Source organism: Sphingopyxis sp. BE235 (assembly GCF_031457175.1).
Taxonomy (GTDB): domain Bacteria; phylum Pseudomonadota; class Alphaproteobacteria; order Sphingomonadales; family Sphingomonadaceae; genus Sphingopyxis.
Window position 1 is genome coordinate 18,848 of the sequence record NZ_JAVDWC010000007.1, and the last position, 12,994, is coordinate 31,841.

Here is a 12,994-nt window from a genome sequence, read left to right on the forward strand (position 1 = left end):
TATCATCACCACTTTTGTCGAAGTGTAAGACCGACGAAGCGCCCGACCGCCGAATAGTTGGTCGTATCGAAAGGGGTGTCGAATGGCGACGCAGTGAGGATAGCTGTCGGCTTTCTATCGAAGAGATTGAGCGCTGCGATCGATACGTCAAATCCTTGGCCGATCTGGACGCGCGCGGTGAGATCGACGGTCGTGTAGGCTGAGATACGCGAGGTCACGGTCTGGCGATCGTCATCGAGGGCGCTCATGTGGTTCACGAAGGCGGAAAAGCTGTAGCGATCGCCGCCGTAGGTCAGCCCAGCACGCCCACGAAAATGCGGCGGGTGGAAGAGCGTCGCCGCGAGGCGAGTCCAGGGCGCTCCCGAAATAAGCTGCTGACGGCTCTTGAGAAAAGTGCCGGTCGCCGAGAGCGACAGCTCCCGGTCGCCGCCGATGGTAATCCGGTAGCGGATCGACAGGTCGAGGCCCGAAAAGCGCTGACGCGCGACATTGCGGGTGCGCGAGTCGATGAAGGCCACGACGTTTGCCGGATCGTATGGAAGCCCCGTGCTGTTTTCGAGTCCCAGCACTGATCCATTGATCGTCGCCGTGAGGCCGGCGGGGTCCGGATCGAGCGTCACTAGATCGGCATAGAGCGGATTATCGAGCACCCCGACAAGCGAGGCGGCGGGAGCCGCGACACGGTCGCTATAGTCGATCCCGAACCAAGCGGCTGTGAATTCGAGGCCCCGTGCCGGCGTCAACTGGGCGCTCAAGGTTAGATTTTCGGAACGCTCGGGGCCAAGACGACTGTCGGGCCCGGATGCAATAAGAACGGTCGCGCTAGCTGGGTAGCCGGTGCCATAACGCGCGGCTCGCGCGAGCGCCGAGTAATAGCCACCATATTGCTGATAGAGCGTCGGCATTTTGAACGAACGGCCCCACGAGGCACCCAGGCGCAAGATGGCGACCGGCTCCCAGATAATGCCAAGCTTCGGGGTCACGATGCTTGCGGAATCTGAATAATCCTCGAAGCGCAGTGCTCCGGTCAGCGACAAACGGTGCAGGCCGCCTATCGCTTGCGCAGGAGAGGCCAGCGGCACCAAAAGCTCGCCATAGGCAAAGAGGTTATCCCGGCGCCGGTCTATGTCATTGAAGGGCAAGGTTGCAAAGAAATCGTGGCGCCGAACACCTGCTCCGAATGCCACGCTGAGCGCACCGGCCGGAAGTTCGGCCAATGGGCCTTCCACGCCCGCTTCGAGCGCGAGGTTTCGATTGAAGACATCCTTGTCGTTATGGATCGCTAGCGCGCCGCCCAGATAGAGATCGGAATATCCACCGGTACGGTCAGTCCCGAAGAATCCACTCGCCTTGAGCCGCCAATCATCCCCGAGTTCGGCCGTAAGGCTCGACGCGATGCCGAATATTTCGGAGCTACTGACGTTCTCTAGGCCAATAGCCTCGGGCGCAAGCACCAGATCATAGCCGGTGACCGAATGAATACGGCTCTTCTTGTAGAGCAGGTCGACCGCAAGCGAAATGTCGGGGCCGATGGTTTGATGTCCGCTTATCAGTATCGAGTGTCGCCAGGTTTTAGGCACTAGCGTTGTCTCGGGGTTATTGGCGATCGCATAACTGCGGTCCCCTGCGAGGATCGCCGATGACCGGCTGTAATCATAAGCCGCCAACAAGTTGCCCGAGGACCAGGTTTTGCCGCCGAGGATCCCATATTGCTGCTGGACATTTCCACCTTCGGTCGATGCCCCGAGGCGCGCCATCGCTGCGACACCCTCAAAGTCTCGCTTGAGCAAAATATTGACGACACCCGCAACCGCGTCGGCGCCATAAATTGCCGATGCTCCATCCGGAATAATCTCGATCCGTTCGACCGCAGCGACGGGGATCGAACTCACGTCCATAACCGACGAGGCACCGGTATAAGCGAAGCGGTTGCCGTTGAGCAGCGTCAGGGTGGCGTTCGAACCGATGCCGCGCAAATTGAAGGTCGAGGCGCCATTGACGTTAGCGTTCTCATTGGGAGCGCCCTGACTGTTTCCGATGCCCGGATTTTGTCCGCCTCCGAAGCTCTGCGGCAGGCTGCGCGCGACCTCGCCGAGATCGGATTGACCCGCGTTCCGAATGTCCTCACTCGAAATTCTGATCACCGGCGCAGCGGGTGGCGCGCCTTCGATCCGAGTGCCCGTCACGACGATAGCGTCACTCGACTGCTGCTCAGAGGCCGTTGCTGCGATTGATCGCCCGCGGATGATAACGGCTCTGTCGTCAAATCGAGCGACGAGATTAGTCCCTCGCAGAAGCCGCTCGATAGCTTGCTTGACCGTATAATTGCCGCGAAGTTGTGGGGACGAGACGCCCGCCAGGTCTTCCGCCGGAGCATAGAGCTCCCACCCGGCTTTGGCTGCGACCGATAAGAGTGCATCACCGAGATCCTGCGCCGGAAGGTCAAAGTTATAGCTCTCAGCTTCCTGTGCATAGGCGCTTGTCGGCACAGCGCAGGCCGCGATTCCAGTCAGCAATGCCAAAGCGGGCCGTGAATTCCTCATAGCCATTGTCCCCATCCGTGATCCGCCCGCGCGTGTTGAGCGCGGGTCGCTGGGATGCCTGACGAAGGGATTTCGCAACCCGCAGTGGGTCGCCGAAAAAATTATCGCTTTCGAAGATGAATGCCGTCGTCGCGGTACGAGATACGGAGCTTAAGAGACTCAGCGATCCGCTCTACGAAGACATCGGTCTTGTTGATCTGGAAGCGCCCCGAGGCGATCAACGCGGCCGTGGCGTTATCGTCAAGGATGATGGGCTTCCCGGAATAGCGATTGGCTTGGGCCACCAACTGGTCGAGGCGGATCGATCGATGCTGGACCCAGCCGCTCGGCCAATCTTGGCGCGCGTTTGCGCCGACAACTGGTGGCACCGACACAGCACGACCGTCGGTTACGCTGTAGCCAAGCACTTCACTCTGATCCGCTGGCCGCGCTGGCGCCGCTTGCGGTCCCGGGGCTATGGGACCGACCTTGGCCTCGCCGCTGATGACGCGGACGGTAATGTTCTGATCGTCGCCATAGGCAACATCGAGCACGCCTTGAGAGGCTGTGACTTCGCCGGCGCCGGCCCGCACCCGGAATGGTCGAGCGTCTGACGCGACTTCAAAGCGCGCTCGCCCTTGCGAGAGATGCAAACTGCGCTCGGTCGCGGTCATCGACACCTCGACCCGGCTGTCGGTATCGAGAGTGGCATTTGTGCCGTCGGAGAGTCGGAAACTGCGGATCTCGCCGCGCTGGGTCACGAGCGGCTCGGCGGCTAGCGCCGACATGGACTGCCCGGGGAGGGGAGCGCCGCCCGCGCCGAACGCTATCATCAGGACTGCCACCGCAGCGGCGGCGGCTGTTCCCCACATCAGCCAATGTCTAGAGCGAGCGGGACGCGGTGCGTCAGCTTCGCGTTTCAGCCCGAACTCATCGGAATCCTTCAGGTGCTCACCGACGGCATAAATCTTTTCGATCCATTCGAACTCACGGCGGTGCTCCGGCGATGCGTCGAACCATTCGTCAAACTCGGCACGGGTTTCGGGGCTCTTGTCCCGATCCAATCGTACAACCCATTCGCGGGCTTGCTGATTGATGGACACATGTTCGTCTTCGCCCCGTTTATTGTCGTTCATCGATAGATTTCCATAGCGTCCGAGAGATGACCAAGCGCCCGCACCATATGATATTCTACAGTCGAGATGCTGATTCCCAACTGTTCATGAATCTCGCGATAGCTCAGTCCATCGACGCGGCGCATCAGAAAAACGCGGCGGGTCTTCTCGGGCATGGTTCTAATGGCCTGCTCATATTCTTTCAGCGCGTCAGTCACGTGCAACCCATGTTCCTGTTCGGGAGCGCTCATGGCATCCCATTCTTCTTGAAGGGGGAGCAGCACGACATTGTCGCGCTTGCGCTTGCGTGCGCGATCGATAAGCAGATTTTTCGCGACGCGGCGCAGGAATCCTCCGGGGTTCACGAGGCTGTTCCGCTGGCGGCTTCCGGCCGCCCGCACGAACACATCCTGCATCAGATCGGCCGCGGCGTCGTCGCCGGCATGACGGCGTAGATAACCAAGCAGGTTGGGGCCGTGGACGCGGAACATCTCATCGAGGCTCATCGTGCCTTCCGGCGCTACTCCGGTCGAGCACGACGTATCGGGCACGGTCGCTGCGGTGATGTGACACGCAGGCGAACGGGAACGTGGGTGCTGCTCGCCAGTGAAGCGCTTGAAGGAATGGAAGGGCACGCGTCAGCCTGAATATGGCAAGCCAGATGCTCCGACGAGGCCGGGCAAATGGTATCCAGTGCTACGCCGCCGTTGACTGCCAGTCTGACAGACTTGCCCGGTTCGGCCACCTGTCCCTTGCGGACCGGTGTTCATAATGCCTGGCGGAAGATCCACGCGCCCGCTGCCAGTTGCGATGCGCGCCCAATATTCATGGCGAATCTCCGATGAATTGGCAAGTCAGAGCTGGCTCTCGGAAATCGACCTCGACGACAACGAAGATCAATTCGCCGGCTTGCCCAGATCTTCACGCAACTTGGTCAGCCTTTCGGTGCAAATCTCATGGACCAACTGCCCGAGCACTTCGATCCGCGCGGCGAGCCACTCGAGCTCCTCCACCGTGATACGATAGTGCTTCGAATAGCGCGCCTTCACATAGGCGTCCTTCAGCTTCTCGAACCGCGCCCGGTCAGCACGCGTCTCGCGCGGCCAAGCATCGACAAGGCGACGATCAATCCGCTCGGCCTGCTTGCGGAGGAAAATCAGATTATGGACATGCGGCGTGTAGAAAGTCTCGACCAGAAGTATGCAATGGTAAAGCATCTCAGCGGTCTGATGCAGGTCAAATGCAGCCGGCTTTAAGTGCCGCTTTTCGATATGAAACTTTGCACCTTCGTATTTTTGCATCGCGCCAGGAAACCAGTCTTCGAAATACTCCTCCGCCATCGCCAGCGCCGATTCCGGCGTCTTTGGCTTCGGTTCGTGGAGTTCATCGTCGACTGTCTGATAGAGCGCGATGCCGTCGCGCCGGACGTCCATGAAGAAATAGCGGCCATGCGCCAAGCCGTCATTCACCTCCTGGATTGTGTGCACGATGAAGTTCACCGGTGTCTTGATCGTCTGGGTGATTGCCAGTTCTCGCGTCAAGCGATCGTCGGCCTTCAACCAATAATCGACGCGATCCGTCAGCCTTTTATCGTTGACGATGATCAGCAGGTCGAAGTCCGACCGATAGCCCTTGGCCGTGTGCGGCTCGTCCACCCAGTCGCCGCGGGCATAGCTGCCATAGAGAATAATTTTCTCGATACGACCGCGTTTCTTCCATTGCTGCGTTGCCAGTGCCAGCGCATCCTCGAATTCTTCGAAGATAATCTGGACGACCCGCTCAAGGTCTCGACGCTTCTGGGGAGGGATGTGGTCAATGTTCGTCCGCATGAGAACAGCCTAGCAACACTGTGCCCACGATGCACCCATTCTTCGGGTCCATCTTTGACTAAAGCGGCGGGTCGGCGCGCGCCCATTGGTTTTCTTGCCGACGACCCTCGCAGCGAGCCCTGGTCGCCGCGGACGACCAAGGTGCTGCCCATTGAAGCTTTCATCCGCAGTCATAATCATCTCTCTGCTGCCCGATTCCTATCGCGAAACGGTGCTGCTGAGCAAACGCGCAAAGGTGCCCGCTTCATGTCTGCGTCGTTCGTGATAGCGTCCCAGGAGGTCCCGAAAGATGCGGCGGTCGTGTCTCTCGCTGGCCATCGTCTCAAGCTCGGAAAGTTCGTCCGCCGCGTCGGCGAATACCTCGAGTTCGAGCATACGCGTCCGATGCAATCGGTCGTTGAGTGCGCCCACCGCGGCGACGATTTCTCCATTTGCCGAGTAACTCGCCAGCCGAAGGAAGAGGCGGCTCGAGCGGTCCGCGATATCACCCATATTCTGGTTGCCGTCGCGTGGAAGCCCAGCCTTGCCGACGGCCGCGAGCAGCAGCAGGCGATTGAGTCCAAAGAGATCGCGTAGCTCGGCCTCGCTATACAGCGGAACGCGAAATCCTTCCCCCGCGATGAAATCCACCATGCGTTCCCCGGCAAGCCGATTGAGGGCATCGCGTACTGGTGTGATGCTGACGCCGATCTCGTCCGCGAGCCGCGCTGCTTCGATCCGAACGCCAGCAGACCAGGCGCCGGTCATCAGCCGATGCTTGGTCGCGGAATAGGTCGGCTCATGCACATGGGCGGGACTCATTGCTCAGCCCGCCGACGCCCGGAAATAATCGGCAAGCATCGCCTCCTGATCGGGGCGCAACGCATCGATCGCACCGATATGGTCGGGAACATTGTCGTCCAGCAATATCGATGGGCATTGCCCTTCATAATTGCCGAGGTTGGGGCGGTGCTGCGCATATCCCGCGAGCGCGGCGAGTTCGGGTGAGAATTTGCGGGCGATATTCGGCGGATAGGAAAGCCACAGATTCTCATAGGGCTTGAGCCATCCGAGACTGTAGCCGATGACCACCCCGCGGCGTACCGATTGGGTCAAATTGGGCCCGGCGCCGTGCGCGGTCGAGCCAAGGAAGCAAATTGCTGAACCCGGATCGCAGATCGCGGCAATCGGGTCGCCGACATCCTCCTTCTCCATCCCGTCGCGGCCGTGGCTATAGGGATAGATTTGGGTCGCGCCGTTATCAGCCGTGAATGGAGTAAGCGGCCAGATGACGTTGATCAGATATTCATGCTCGCCCTTGGCGCCATTCCACATGTCATGATCGCGATGGGGAAACTGCCGCGTCTCACCGGGATGGATTTCGATCGCTTGCGCCACATTGAGCTGAATCCGGTCGCACGCGCTGCCGAGTATGGCTTGAACGGCGCCGAGGGTCGTCGGCTCCAGGGCGAGCGTTTCAGCATGGGCAGATCGCTTCAAGAGCCCGCCGAACCGCTTGGTGCGGTAGCCGTAGAAGCGCCCCTGGCCGAAAGGCGTCGCCGCGAAGACGGGATCGAGGTCGGCATTGAATGCATCGATCGTCGCGGTCGGCAAAACGTCCGGGACGATGCAATAGCCGCATTCGACCAGCCGGGCGGTCAGTTCTTCGGAAGACATATATGTCATTCCACCAACTCCTGCTGGCCGAACAGTGCGAATGTCAGCGGTTCGAAGACGCCGCCGCGCTTCAGGCCATCGATCGTGCGCTCGTCGATCTGAATATGGAGGGCAGCGAGCGTTCTCCCGTCCTGGCGTAAGGGCCTTCCGAGCGGCCGGCACAGCCATCCGAATTGAAGAATTTGTTGGAGCCAGCCGATTTCGGCGACCCCAGTGTAATCCGTGATGCCGGTCGCCAAGGCATGCTCGGCAAGCGCGGTTACGAGTTGGTTTCGCGCCATGCGCCTCTCGCCGGCTGTCTGATTCCGGTCGAGGCAAAAGCGAGTGATCTCCCTGACATTCGGCCCTGCGGGGACGGGCCCGTCGCAGAGAAAGGGATACAGGTCGCCGAGCAGATGCGAGCTGTCGGTTGGCAGCAGCCGCGCGGATGCGCGGTGGCGACCCCATTCGTCGGCCAGAATCAGATAATGGGCCGCCGGAGTATCGAACTGGTCGATCTCGAACCGGCCGTCCAGAACGGGTAAGTCCCATTTTAGCAGGTCGACGAACACCTCTTTGCGGGCCGCGAACATGGCGCGCAGCACATCGTTCTCGGACACCTCTGGCGTCCGCGTGGTAGGGGTAGGCATATTGGCTCCTGGGCTGTCTGTTCCCGGAGTCTCATCATGATTTTGCCGATCTGCCTATAGCATGAAAGGGGGATGGCTTCCCACCGAGCCATCCTGATCCAGTGTCAGTCAGTGAACGGCGGGCCGCGCCCACCGGATGATGTCGCCGAAGCCGATCAATCCGTCGAACAGCGCGCAAAGGATGAGCGCCTGCCGACAATGCACCGCATATCGATCGCGCGCCGTTCTAAGATGCTGATTGACTGTCTCCTCGCTTATTCCAAGGATGGCGGCAATTTCGGCCTGGGACTTGCCGCGAGCAGACCAGAGGACGCATTCTCGCTGGCGCTTGCTCAGGACTGGACGCTCGCGCACGGGCGCGACCCCGACGATCCGCCGCGCGCTGGCCAATGCAAAGGCGCCGACAATTTCGGCGACATGAAGCATTTCGCGAGGGATCTCCCGGTTCGGACGAACGGCGAAAGAGCACGATCCACTGGCCTCGCCCGGCAAATGCCGGGGGACCGTGAAGCCGTCGCCGACGCCGTTTTCGCGTCCCACCGCCAGCATATGCCGATCGCCTTCGGTCATGGGGACGAGATCAGGCAGATGCTGCCACTCGAAGCCGACTAGCGATCGTTCTCCTGCCCGGCGCACCGGATCGGCGCCCCCGAGGTCGAAGTCGACATAGACATTCGCCCAAGCGTCCGGATAGTCATGGATCAGCAAATTGGCTTCGGCTTCGTCGCCGGCTCGCCGATCATAGACCAAGGCAAAATGATCGAAACACATTCGACGCGCTGCGGTCATCAGCGCTGCATGAAGTTCATCTTCGTCATCTACGGAACAAATTTCTGAAACCAGATCTTCCATCAAATGCAATCGCATGATCATTGATCGACCGAGGGCGCGTTCCCAACCCGCCATCCCGCAGGTCGCTCCTAATGTCATCGAATTCGGTTCCTTTCCTTCATCGACGATCGCTGAACATGAATGCTCGATACCGAGCGGTTGAAATAGATGCTGAATAGCTCGGTGGCTTCTCTCCTTTGCTGCGCCCCGACGAAGGCGTGGGTCGTTCCGCCAGCGGTGATAAGTCTCGGCATAGACATTGATGCGAATGTGGTGTGCCTTGGTCGGGGCGAGCCTCGTCATGTCTCGCCGCCTTCGGAGAAATAGGCATGCAGTCGGTGCGCGACCGAGGGCGCGAGCCGTACAAATTGTCGCCTGCCGTCGCTGGGATCTTCGGCGCGATAAATGAGTTCGGCGTCGCACAGCTTTTGCAGGACCCGCATCGCGCTGCTCAGAGGACGCTCGACCGCCCCGCATAGCGATCCGGTCGATATCGGTTTGTCCTCGCACTCATGGATGAAGAGCTCAACCAGCATATCCCATGCTGGTTCGCCGAGAATTTCTGGCGAGCCGAATAACTGCTGCCTTAACAGGCGCCGTCGGACAGCGCGTCGGGCGTTAGCAAGCGCTTGATCCGTTCGCGCTTGCTCCGAGCTCGATCGATCGGAAGCGCTGTCTCTCAAGTGCTGGCCTGCCGATTTGGCGGTTGTATTCGGTCGCGGGCGCGACTTCATTATTCGCCGGCACTCGGAGTTCGTGACAACGATGTGTTCGACGATTTCTATGTCGAGCGATCGGGAAATCTGTACCAGCGCGCGTGTTGCAATCAGGTCCTCCTCGCTGGGCGTCGCATCCCCACTGGGGTGATTGTGAACGAGGATGAGGCTCGCGGCGTTATGTTCCATCGCCCGGCGAAAGATTGGCCGAGGATAAATTACGAGCTGGTGCACCGTTCCGCGTTGCACTTGCTCATCGGCAATCAGCCGGCCAATGCCATCCAGAAAGAGGATACGGAGGGTTTCATCCTGGAGCGAGCCCATCGTGGCAATCAGATGCCGCAACAGCTTCTGGTCGCCTGGATCGATTATTCGCTTTCCCAGTTCCCCGCGCGACCCTTCGAGCATTAAGGCGCGCGCGCCTAACAGGAGTCCAGGCACCGCGCTGCTTTTCCCGCAAATCCGGGCCAGACTTTCCTTCGACTGCGAACAGATTCGATTGAGGGTGTGAAACTCTGCGAGGAGCGCGCTTGCTAATTGCTGGCTTTGCTCAGGGGCGACGATCGCGATGAATTTCGCCAGGACGGATCGCTGCCGTTCTGCTGTAAGCGTTGCTGATGACGCCATGTTGCAAAGATCAGAAGGGGAGGCACCAGCCATGACCAGGCGACCTGCATGATCATGTAGGCAGCCGGGTGCATCGACAAATCGGACGCCCGGCTGAGGTGTGCCATCAATGGGAGCAGGTGAAGCGCAGCGGCTATCATCGGCCAGAATCGGTGTGCGATCAGCGCTAGGACCAATGTCGAGGTAGCGCCGAATCCATCGATAACAAGATGACCGAAATCGAGTGAAGCATAGCCAAGCGGAACGAATCGATGGAGTATCGGATCGGATGCGACCATCACGATCGCAACCCCCGCCATCACCCGTTCGGGACCTCCACCGCGCCGTGCGGCGTAACCGAGAGCCACCAAAAGAAGCAGGAAGAATGCCGCGACGCGCATTGCGATCCATATTCATAGTAATGGCCCCCAGTCAAACCGTGTCAGGCAACGGCGTGGAGCGGCACGACCGCCGATTCCTGGAGCGGGCAGTCTTCGTGGATGTCGTAGCCCGCGGTTTCTCGACCGATGGTCACCAGATCACCGTGAACGCGGAATACCTCGCCGCTGATATCGACCAGCGACATTTGCGCCTTGGCGAGACGCTGGATCATCGCATGGCCTTTCGCAGCCGGTACTCCGGCAGTGTCCCGGCGGGCCGCCACGACACTGGTGGTGAGCGACAGAAGGGCGATCATCGCGTCATCGATGCGAGCCTCTGCCGCCGGCACGTCCTGCTGCAGGCGGGTTACGATGGGTTCGACTTCGGTATGCATGGCTTCTCCTTGCCGGAAGCCGCGGCGGCTCCGACTTTGTGGTTGCGACAATGTGGGATCAGACGGAAATCAGCTGCGTAAGCACCAATGCAATCGCAAGCCCGACGAGTGCTATGATCGCCGCAGAGACCGCTATGGTCACGGTGATCAGTAACCTGCTCTTCGTGGCATGATCATGCCTCCATAGATCCTTGAACGGTGATGGGCGCCTCGGCGGCTCAACCACTGACGTCATGTGCTCGCTCAGTGCGATGGCCTTGAATGCACTTCCGTTCGTGTCGATGCTTGGCACGCTGTTCTGGGGTTGGGGAAGGTCTACCGGATCATATATCACCCGATCATATATCGGCTTTAGCCGGGAATAGATGATCGCCGTTTCATCGCGGTCGGAAGCGCTGAGAATATTGCGGGCCGCCCTGATGCGCTGATCGACGGTCACCTTCGCAATGCCGAGTTCGCGGGCGATTTGTTTTGACGTTTTGCGCTCGACGAGCAGATCGAGGCAAGCACGCTGCTTCTCGGTCAGCCGAGACCAGCGTTCGGCATCATCCGATTCTCGCGATCCCAATTCGTCCATAGCGCCGCTGCCACTGTGACCCCTGGTGGCCAGATTTTCCTTCGGAGTTAGAGATATTTCACGCGGAAGGCCCGGAGGTCGAGTCGATATTACAGTTTTTTGCAGTCAGTGGCGCCGGGTGCTTTGCGGAGTTTCTCGAAATTGAGCGCCGCGAGGTAGGTGATCAGTGAAAATCATGGCTGCGTATGCGCAGGATTTCATCTTGTTCGGCGGTTGTCCCGAACGGCGGTGAGGGCAATGTGCGCCCGCGCGGCGCCCATGCCGGATCACGAGGATCCCGGCGTTATACCTTGAAAGGGTCGATGATGGCGGACGGCTGGGCACATGACGGTGCTGTGCAGGAACAGATCGAGGATACAGTTGCCGATGCGGTCAAGATCGCGCGTTCACGCATCGCGTCGGGCGAAGGGACGCGCTTCTGCGAGGACTGCGGCATGGAAATTCCCGCCGCGCGCCGCAAGGCGATGCCATCGAGCCGGACCTGCGTTTCCTGTCAGGACAAACGCGATGCGTCGATCCGGCCAGCGGGCTCCAATCGCCGCGGCAGCAAGGACAGCCAGTTGCGCTGAAGCGGCTTTTGCGCGCGGCGATCTGTTTTGCCGGCTTGCTCATTCATGGTTAGGATCGACCAAAAGAAAATCGGAGTCGCAATCATGGGTGCCAAGGCCGACAACGACCTTTGGGGCCAAGCGCTCGCCATCGAATCTCAATATGGCGATCGCGGACCCGAGGTTATCACGACAATGATCGACGATTTGCGCCGCTCGGGTGATCACTCGGGCGCCGCGTTCTGGACGAAGGTAGCCGTTTGCCTGACGGATCTCCATGAAATCCGCTACGTCGGCAGCATAGCATCGCCGGCGGCAGACGGTCGGCGGATTGCCGCCCGTGCCGCCGCGCAGGGACAGTCCGGGCCGACGAGACAGCACCCCGATGCGGCTGCCTCGCGTCCGAATCCGGCGCCGGAAACTAGAACGGATAATTGATCCCATAGTAGCCGTAGACCTCGCGGCCATAGTCGCGATCAAAGGTCGGCTCGCTATCGGCGCCATAACGCGGCGCCTGTTCGAGAACCTTCTTGTCGAGATCAACGACATAGCCGCCCTGTTCGGTGTCGTAAGTCAGGACGTCCCAGGGCAGCGGATAATAATCGCTGCCAAGACCGAATAGACCGCCGAACTGGAGGGCCGCATATTCGACGCGACCTTCGCGCTTCGTGACCATGAAATTGTAGATCGATCCGAGCTTCTCGCGGTCGCGGTTGTAGACGGCGGTGCCTTCCACCTTGTTCGAGGCGATCAGGCGGCTGGTTTCGTCCGTGGCGATGTCCGTGTCAGCCATGACATGTTTCCTTTCTGCGTCTCCCCTCTCTCCTCACGCTACGCTTTGCATCCCGCAATCTTTCCCTGCTTCAATCGAGCATCCGGCAATATTCGCTGAGACGTCGGACTCGTGTGACGAGCCGAACGCCAGCTCAGTCCGCGCACCACCCGCGCATGGCGCGATCGTATTTAGCGCGCCGCACTGACCTTGCCTTTCGGCCGCTCTTTTTCATGAGCCTGATCGGCTTCAAGCATGCGCCAGCTGCGGTCGCGTTCGGCCCGGCGGTTCGCAATCGCCCCGCGCTGCTGCTCGCGCGGGGTTTCCTGGGACGCCGAGTCGACGACGCGAGCGCTAGCGAACTCGGCCTGGTCACGGGCTGCAATGGATTCAAGGCGGCGCTTCGCCGCGCTCTGAG

Annotated in this window: 15 protein-coding genes; 2 read left to right on the forward strand and 13 right to left on the reverse strand. The window is 60.1% G+C overall.

The window, feature by feature from the left end:
* Positions 1-5: 5 nt before the first annotated feature.
* The 12 genes from J2X38_RS21750 to J2X38_RS21805 form a co-directional block, all read right to left on the reverse strand.
* Positions 6-2,549 carry a TonB-dependent receptor domain-containing protein gene (locus J2X38_RS21750; protein ID WP_052208301.1) on the reverse strand — a complete coding sequence of 848 codons (2,544 nt, stop codon included), beginning with the start codon at positions 2,547-2,549 and terminating at the stop codon, positions 6-8.
* Positions 2,550-2,644: 95 nt separating this feature from the next.
* Positions 2,645-3,658: a FecR domain-containing protein gene (locus tag J2X38_RS21755; protein WP_052208299.1), complete on the reverse strand. Its 1,014-nt coding sequence runs from the start codon at positions 3,656-3,658 to the stop codon at positions 2,645-2,647.
* Positions 3,655-4,143: an RNA polymerase sigma factor gene (locus J2X38_RS21760; protein ID WP_228383649.1), complete on the reverse strand. Its 489-nt coding sequence runs from the start codon at positions 4,141-4,143 to the stop codon at positions 3,655-3,657. Before J2X38_RS21760 ends, J2X38_RS21755 begins: the two co-directional genes overlap by 4 nt.
* A 390-nt stretch (positions 4,144-4,533) precedes the next feature.
* The gene (locus J2X38_RS21765; protein WP_039575551.1) at positions 4,534-5,466 is read right to left on the reverse strand and encodes a HEPN domain-containing protein; all 933 of its coding nucleotides are present in this window, start codon (positions 5,464-5,466) and stop codon (positions 4,534-4,536) included.
* Positions 5,467-5,664: 198 nt separating this feature from the next.
* The gene (locus J2X38_RS21770) at positions 5,665-6,267 is read right to left on the reverse strand and encodes a GntR family transcriptional regulator (protein WP_039575548.1); all 603 of its coding nucleotides are present in this window, start codon (positions 6,265-6,267) and stop codon (positions 5,665-5,667) included.
* A 3-nt stretch (positions 6,268-6,270) separates the two neighbouring features.
* Positions 6,271-7,131: a phytanoyl-CoA dioxygenase family protein gene (locus J2X38_RS21775; RefSeq protein WP_039575544.1), complete on the reverse strand. Its 861-nt coding sequence runs from the start codon at positions 7,129-7,131 to the stop codon at positions 6,271-6,273.
* Entirely contained in the window at positions 7,128-7,751 is a 624-nt protein-coding gene (locus J2X38_RS21780; RefSeq protein WP_052208297.1) for an acyl-homoserine-lactone synthase, read from the reverse strand. The genes J2X38_RS21775 and J2X38_RS21780 overlap by 4 nt, the downstream gene beginning before the upstream one ends.
* Positions 7,752-7,859: 108 nt before the next feature.
* The gene (locus tag J2X38_RS21785; protein WP_228383648.1) at positions 7,860-8,885 is read right to left on the reverse strand and encodes a LuxR family transcriptional regulator; all 1,026 of its coding nucleotides are present in this window, start codon (positions 8,883-8,885) and stop codon (positions 7,860-7,862) included.
* Positions 8,882-9,925 carry a JAB domain-containing protein gene (locus J2X38_RS21790; protein WP_158514392.1) on the reverse strand — a complete coding sequence of 348 codons (1,044 nt, stop codon included), beginning with the start codon at positions 9,923-9,925 and terminating at the stop codon, positions 8,882-8,884. Before J2X38_RS21790 ends, J2X38_RS21785 begins: the two co-directional genes overlap by 4 nt.
* A complete protein-coding gene (locus tag J2X38_RS21795; protein ID WP_039575541.1) occupies positions 9,832-10,305 on the reverse strand; it encodes a hypothetical protein in 474 nt (157 codons plus the stop codon). Before J2X38_RS21795 ends, J2X38_RS21790 begins: the two co-directional genes overlap by 94 nt.
* 41 nt (positions 10,306-10,346) lie before the next feature.
* Positions 10,347-10,679: a hypothetical protein gene (locus J2X38_RS21800; RefSeq protein ID WP_039575537.1), complete on the reverse strand. Its 333-nt coding sequence runs from the start codon at positions 10,677-10,679 to the stop codon at positions 10,347-10,349.
* Between the two features lie 58 nt (positions 10,680-10,737).
* Positions 10,738-11,256 (reverse strand): sigma factor-like helix-turn-helix DNA-binding protein, encoded by a 519-nt coding sequence (locus tag J2X38_RS21805; protein WP_039575534.1) that lies wholly within the window; start codon positions 11,254-11,256, stop codon positions 10,738-10,740.
* Positions 11,257-11,561: 305 nt separating this feature from the next.
* Here J2X38_RS21805 and J2X38_RS21810 point away from each other — a divergent pair, with 305 nt between their 5' ends.
* Both J2X38_RS21810 and J2X38_RS21815 read left to right on the forward strand, forming a co-directional pair.
* Positions 11,562-11,825, forward strand: coding sequence for a DksA/TraR family C4-type zinc finger protein (locus tag J2X38_RS21810; protein ID WP_039581049.1), 264 nt, complete (start codon positions 11,562-11,564; stop codon positions 11,823-11,825).
* An 84-nt stretch (positions 11,826-11,909) separates the two neighbouring features.
* The gene (locus tag J2X38_RS21815; RefSeq protein ID WP_054724989.1) at positions 11,910-12,242 is read left to right on the forward strand and encodes a DUF6961 family protein; all 333 of its coding nucleotides are present in this window, start codon (positions 11,910-11,912) and stop codon (positions 12,240-12,242) included.
* On the opposite strand, the gene J2X38_RS21820 is transcribed toward J2X38_RS21815, so the two are convergent.
* The gene (locus J2X38_RS21820) at positions 12,226-12,597 is read right to left on the reverse strand and encodes a PRC-barrel domain-containing protein (RefSeq protein WP_052208294.1); all 372 of its coding nucleotides are present in this window, start codon (positions 12,595-12,597) and stop codon (positions 12,226-12,228) included. The genes J2X38_RS21815 and J2X38_RS21820 overlap by 17 nt on opposite strands.
* Between the last annotated feature and the right edge of the window lie 397 nt (positions 12,598-12,994).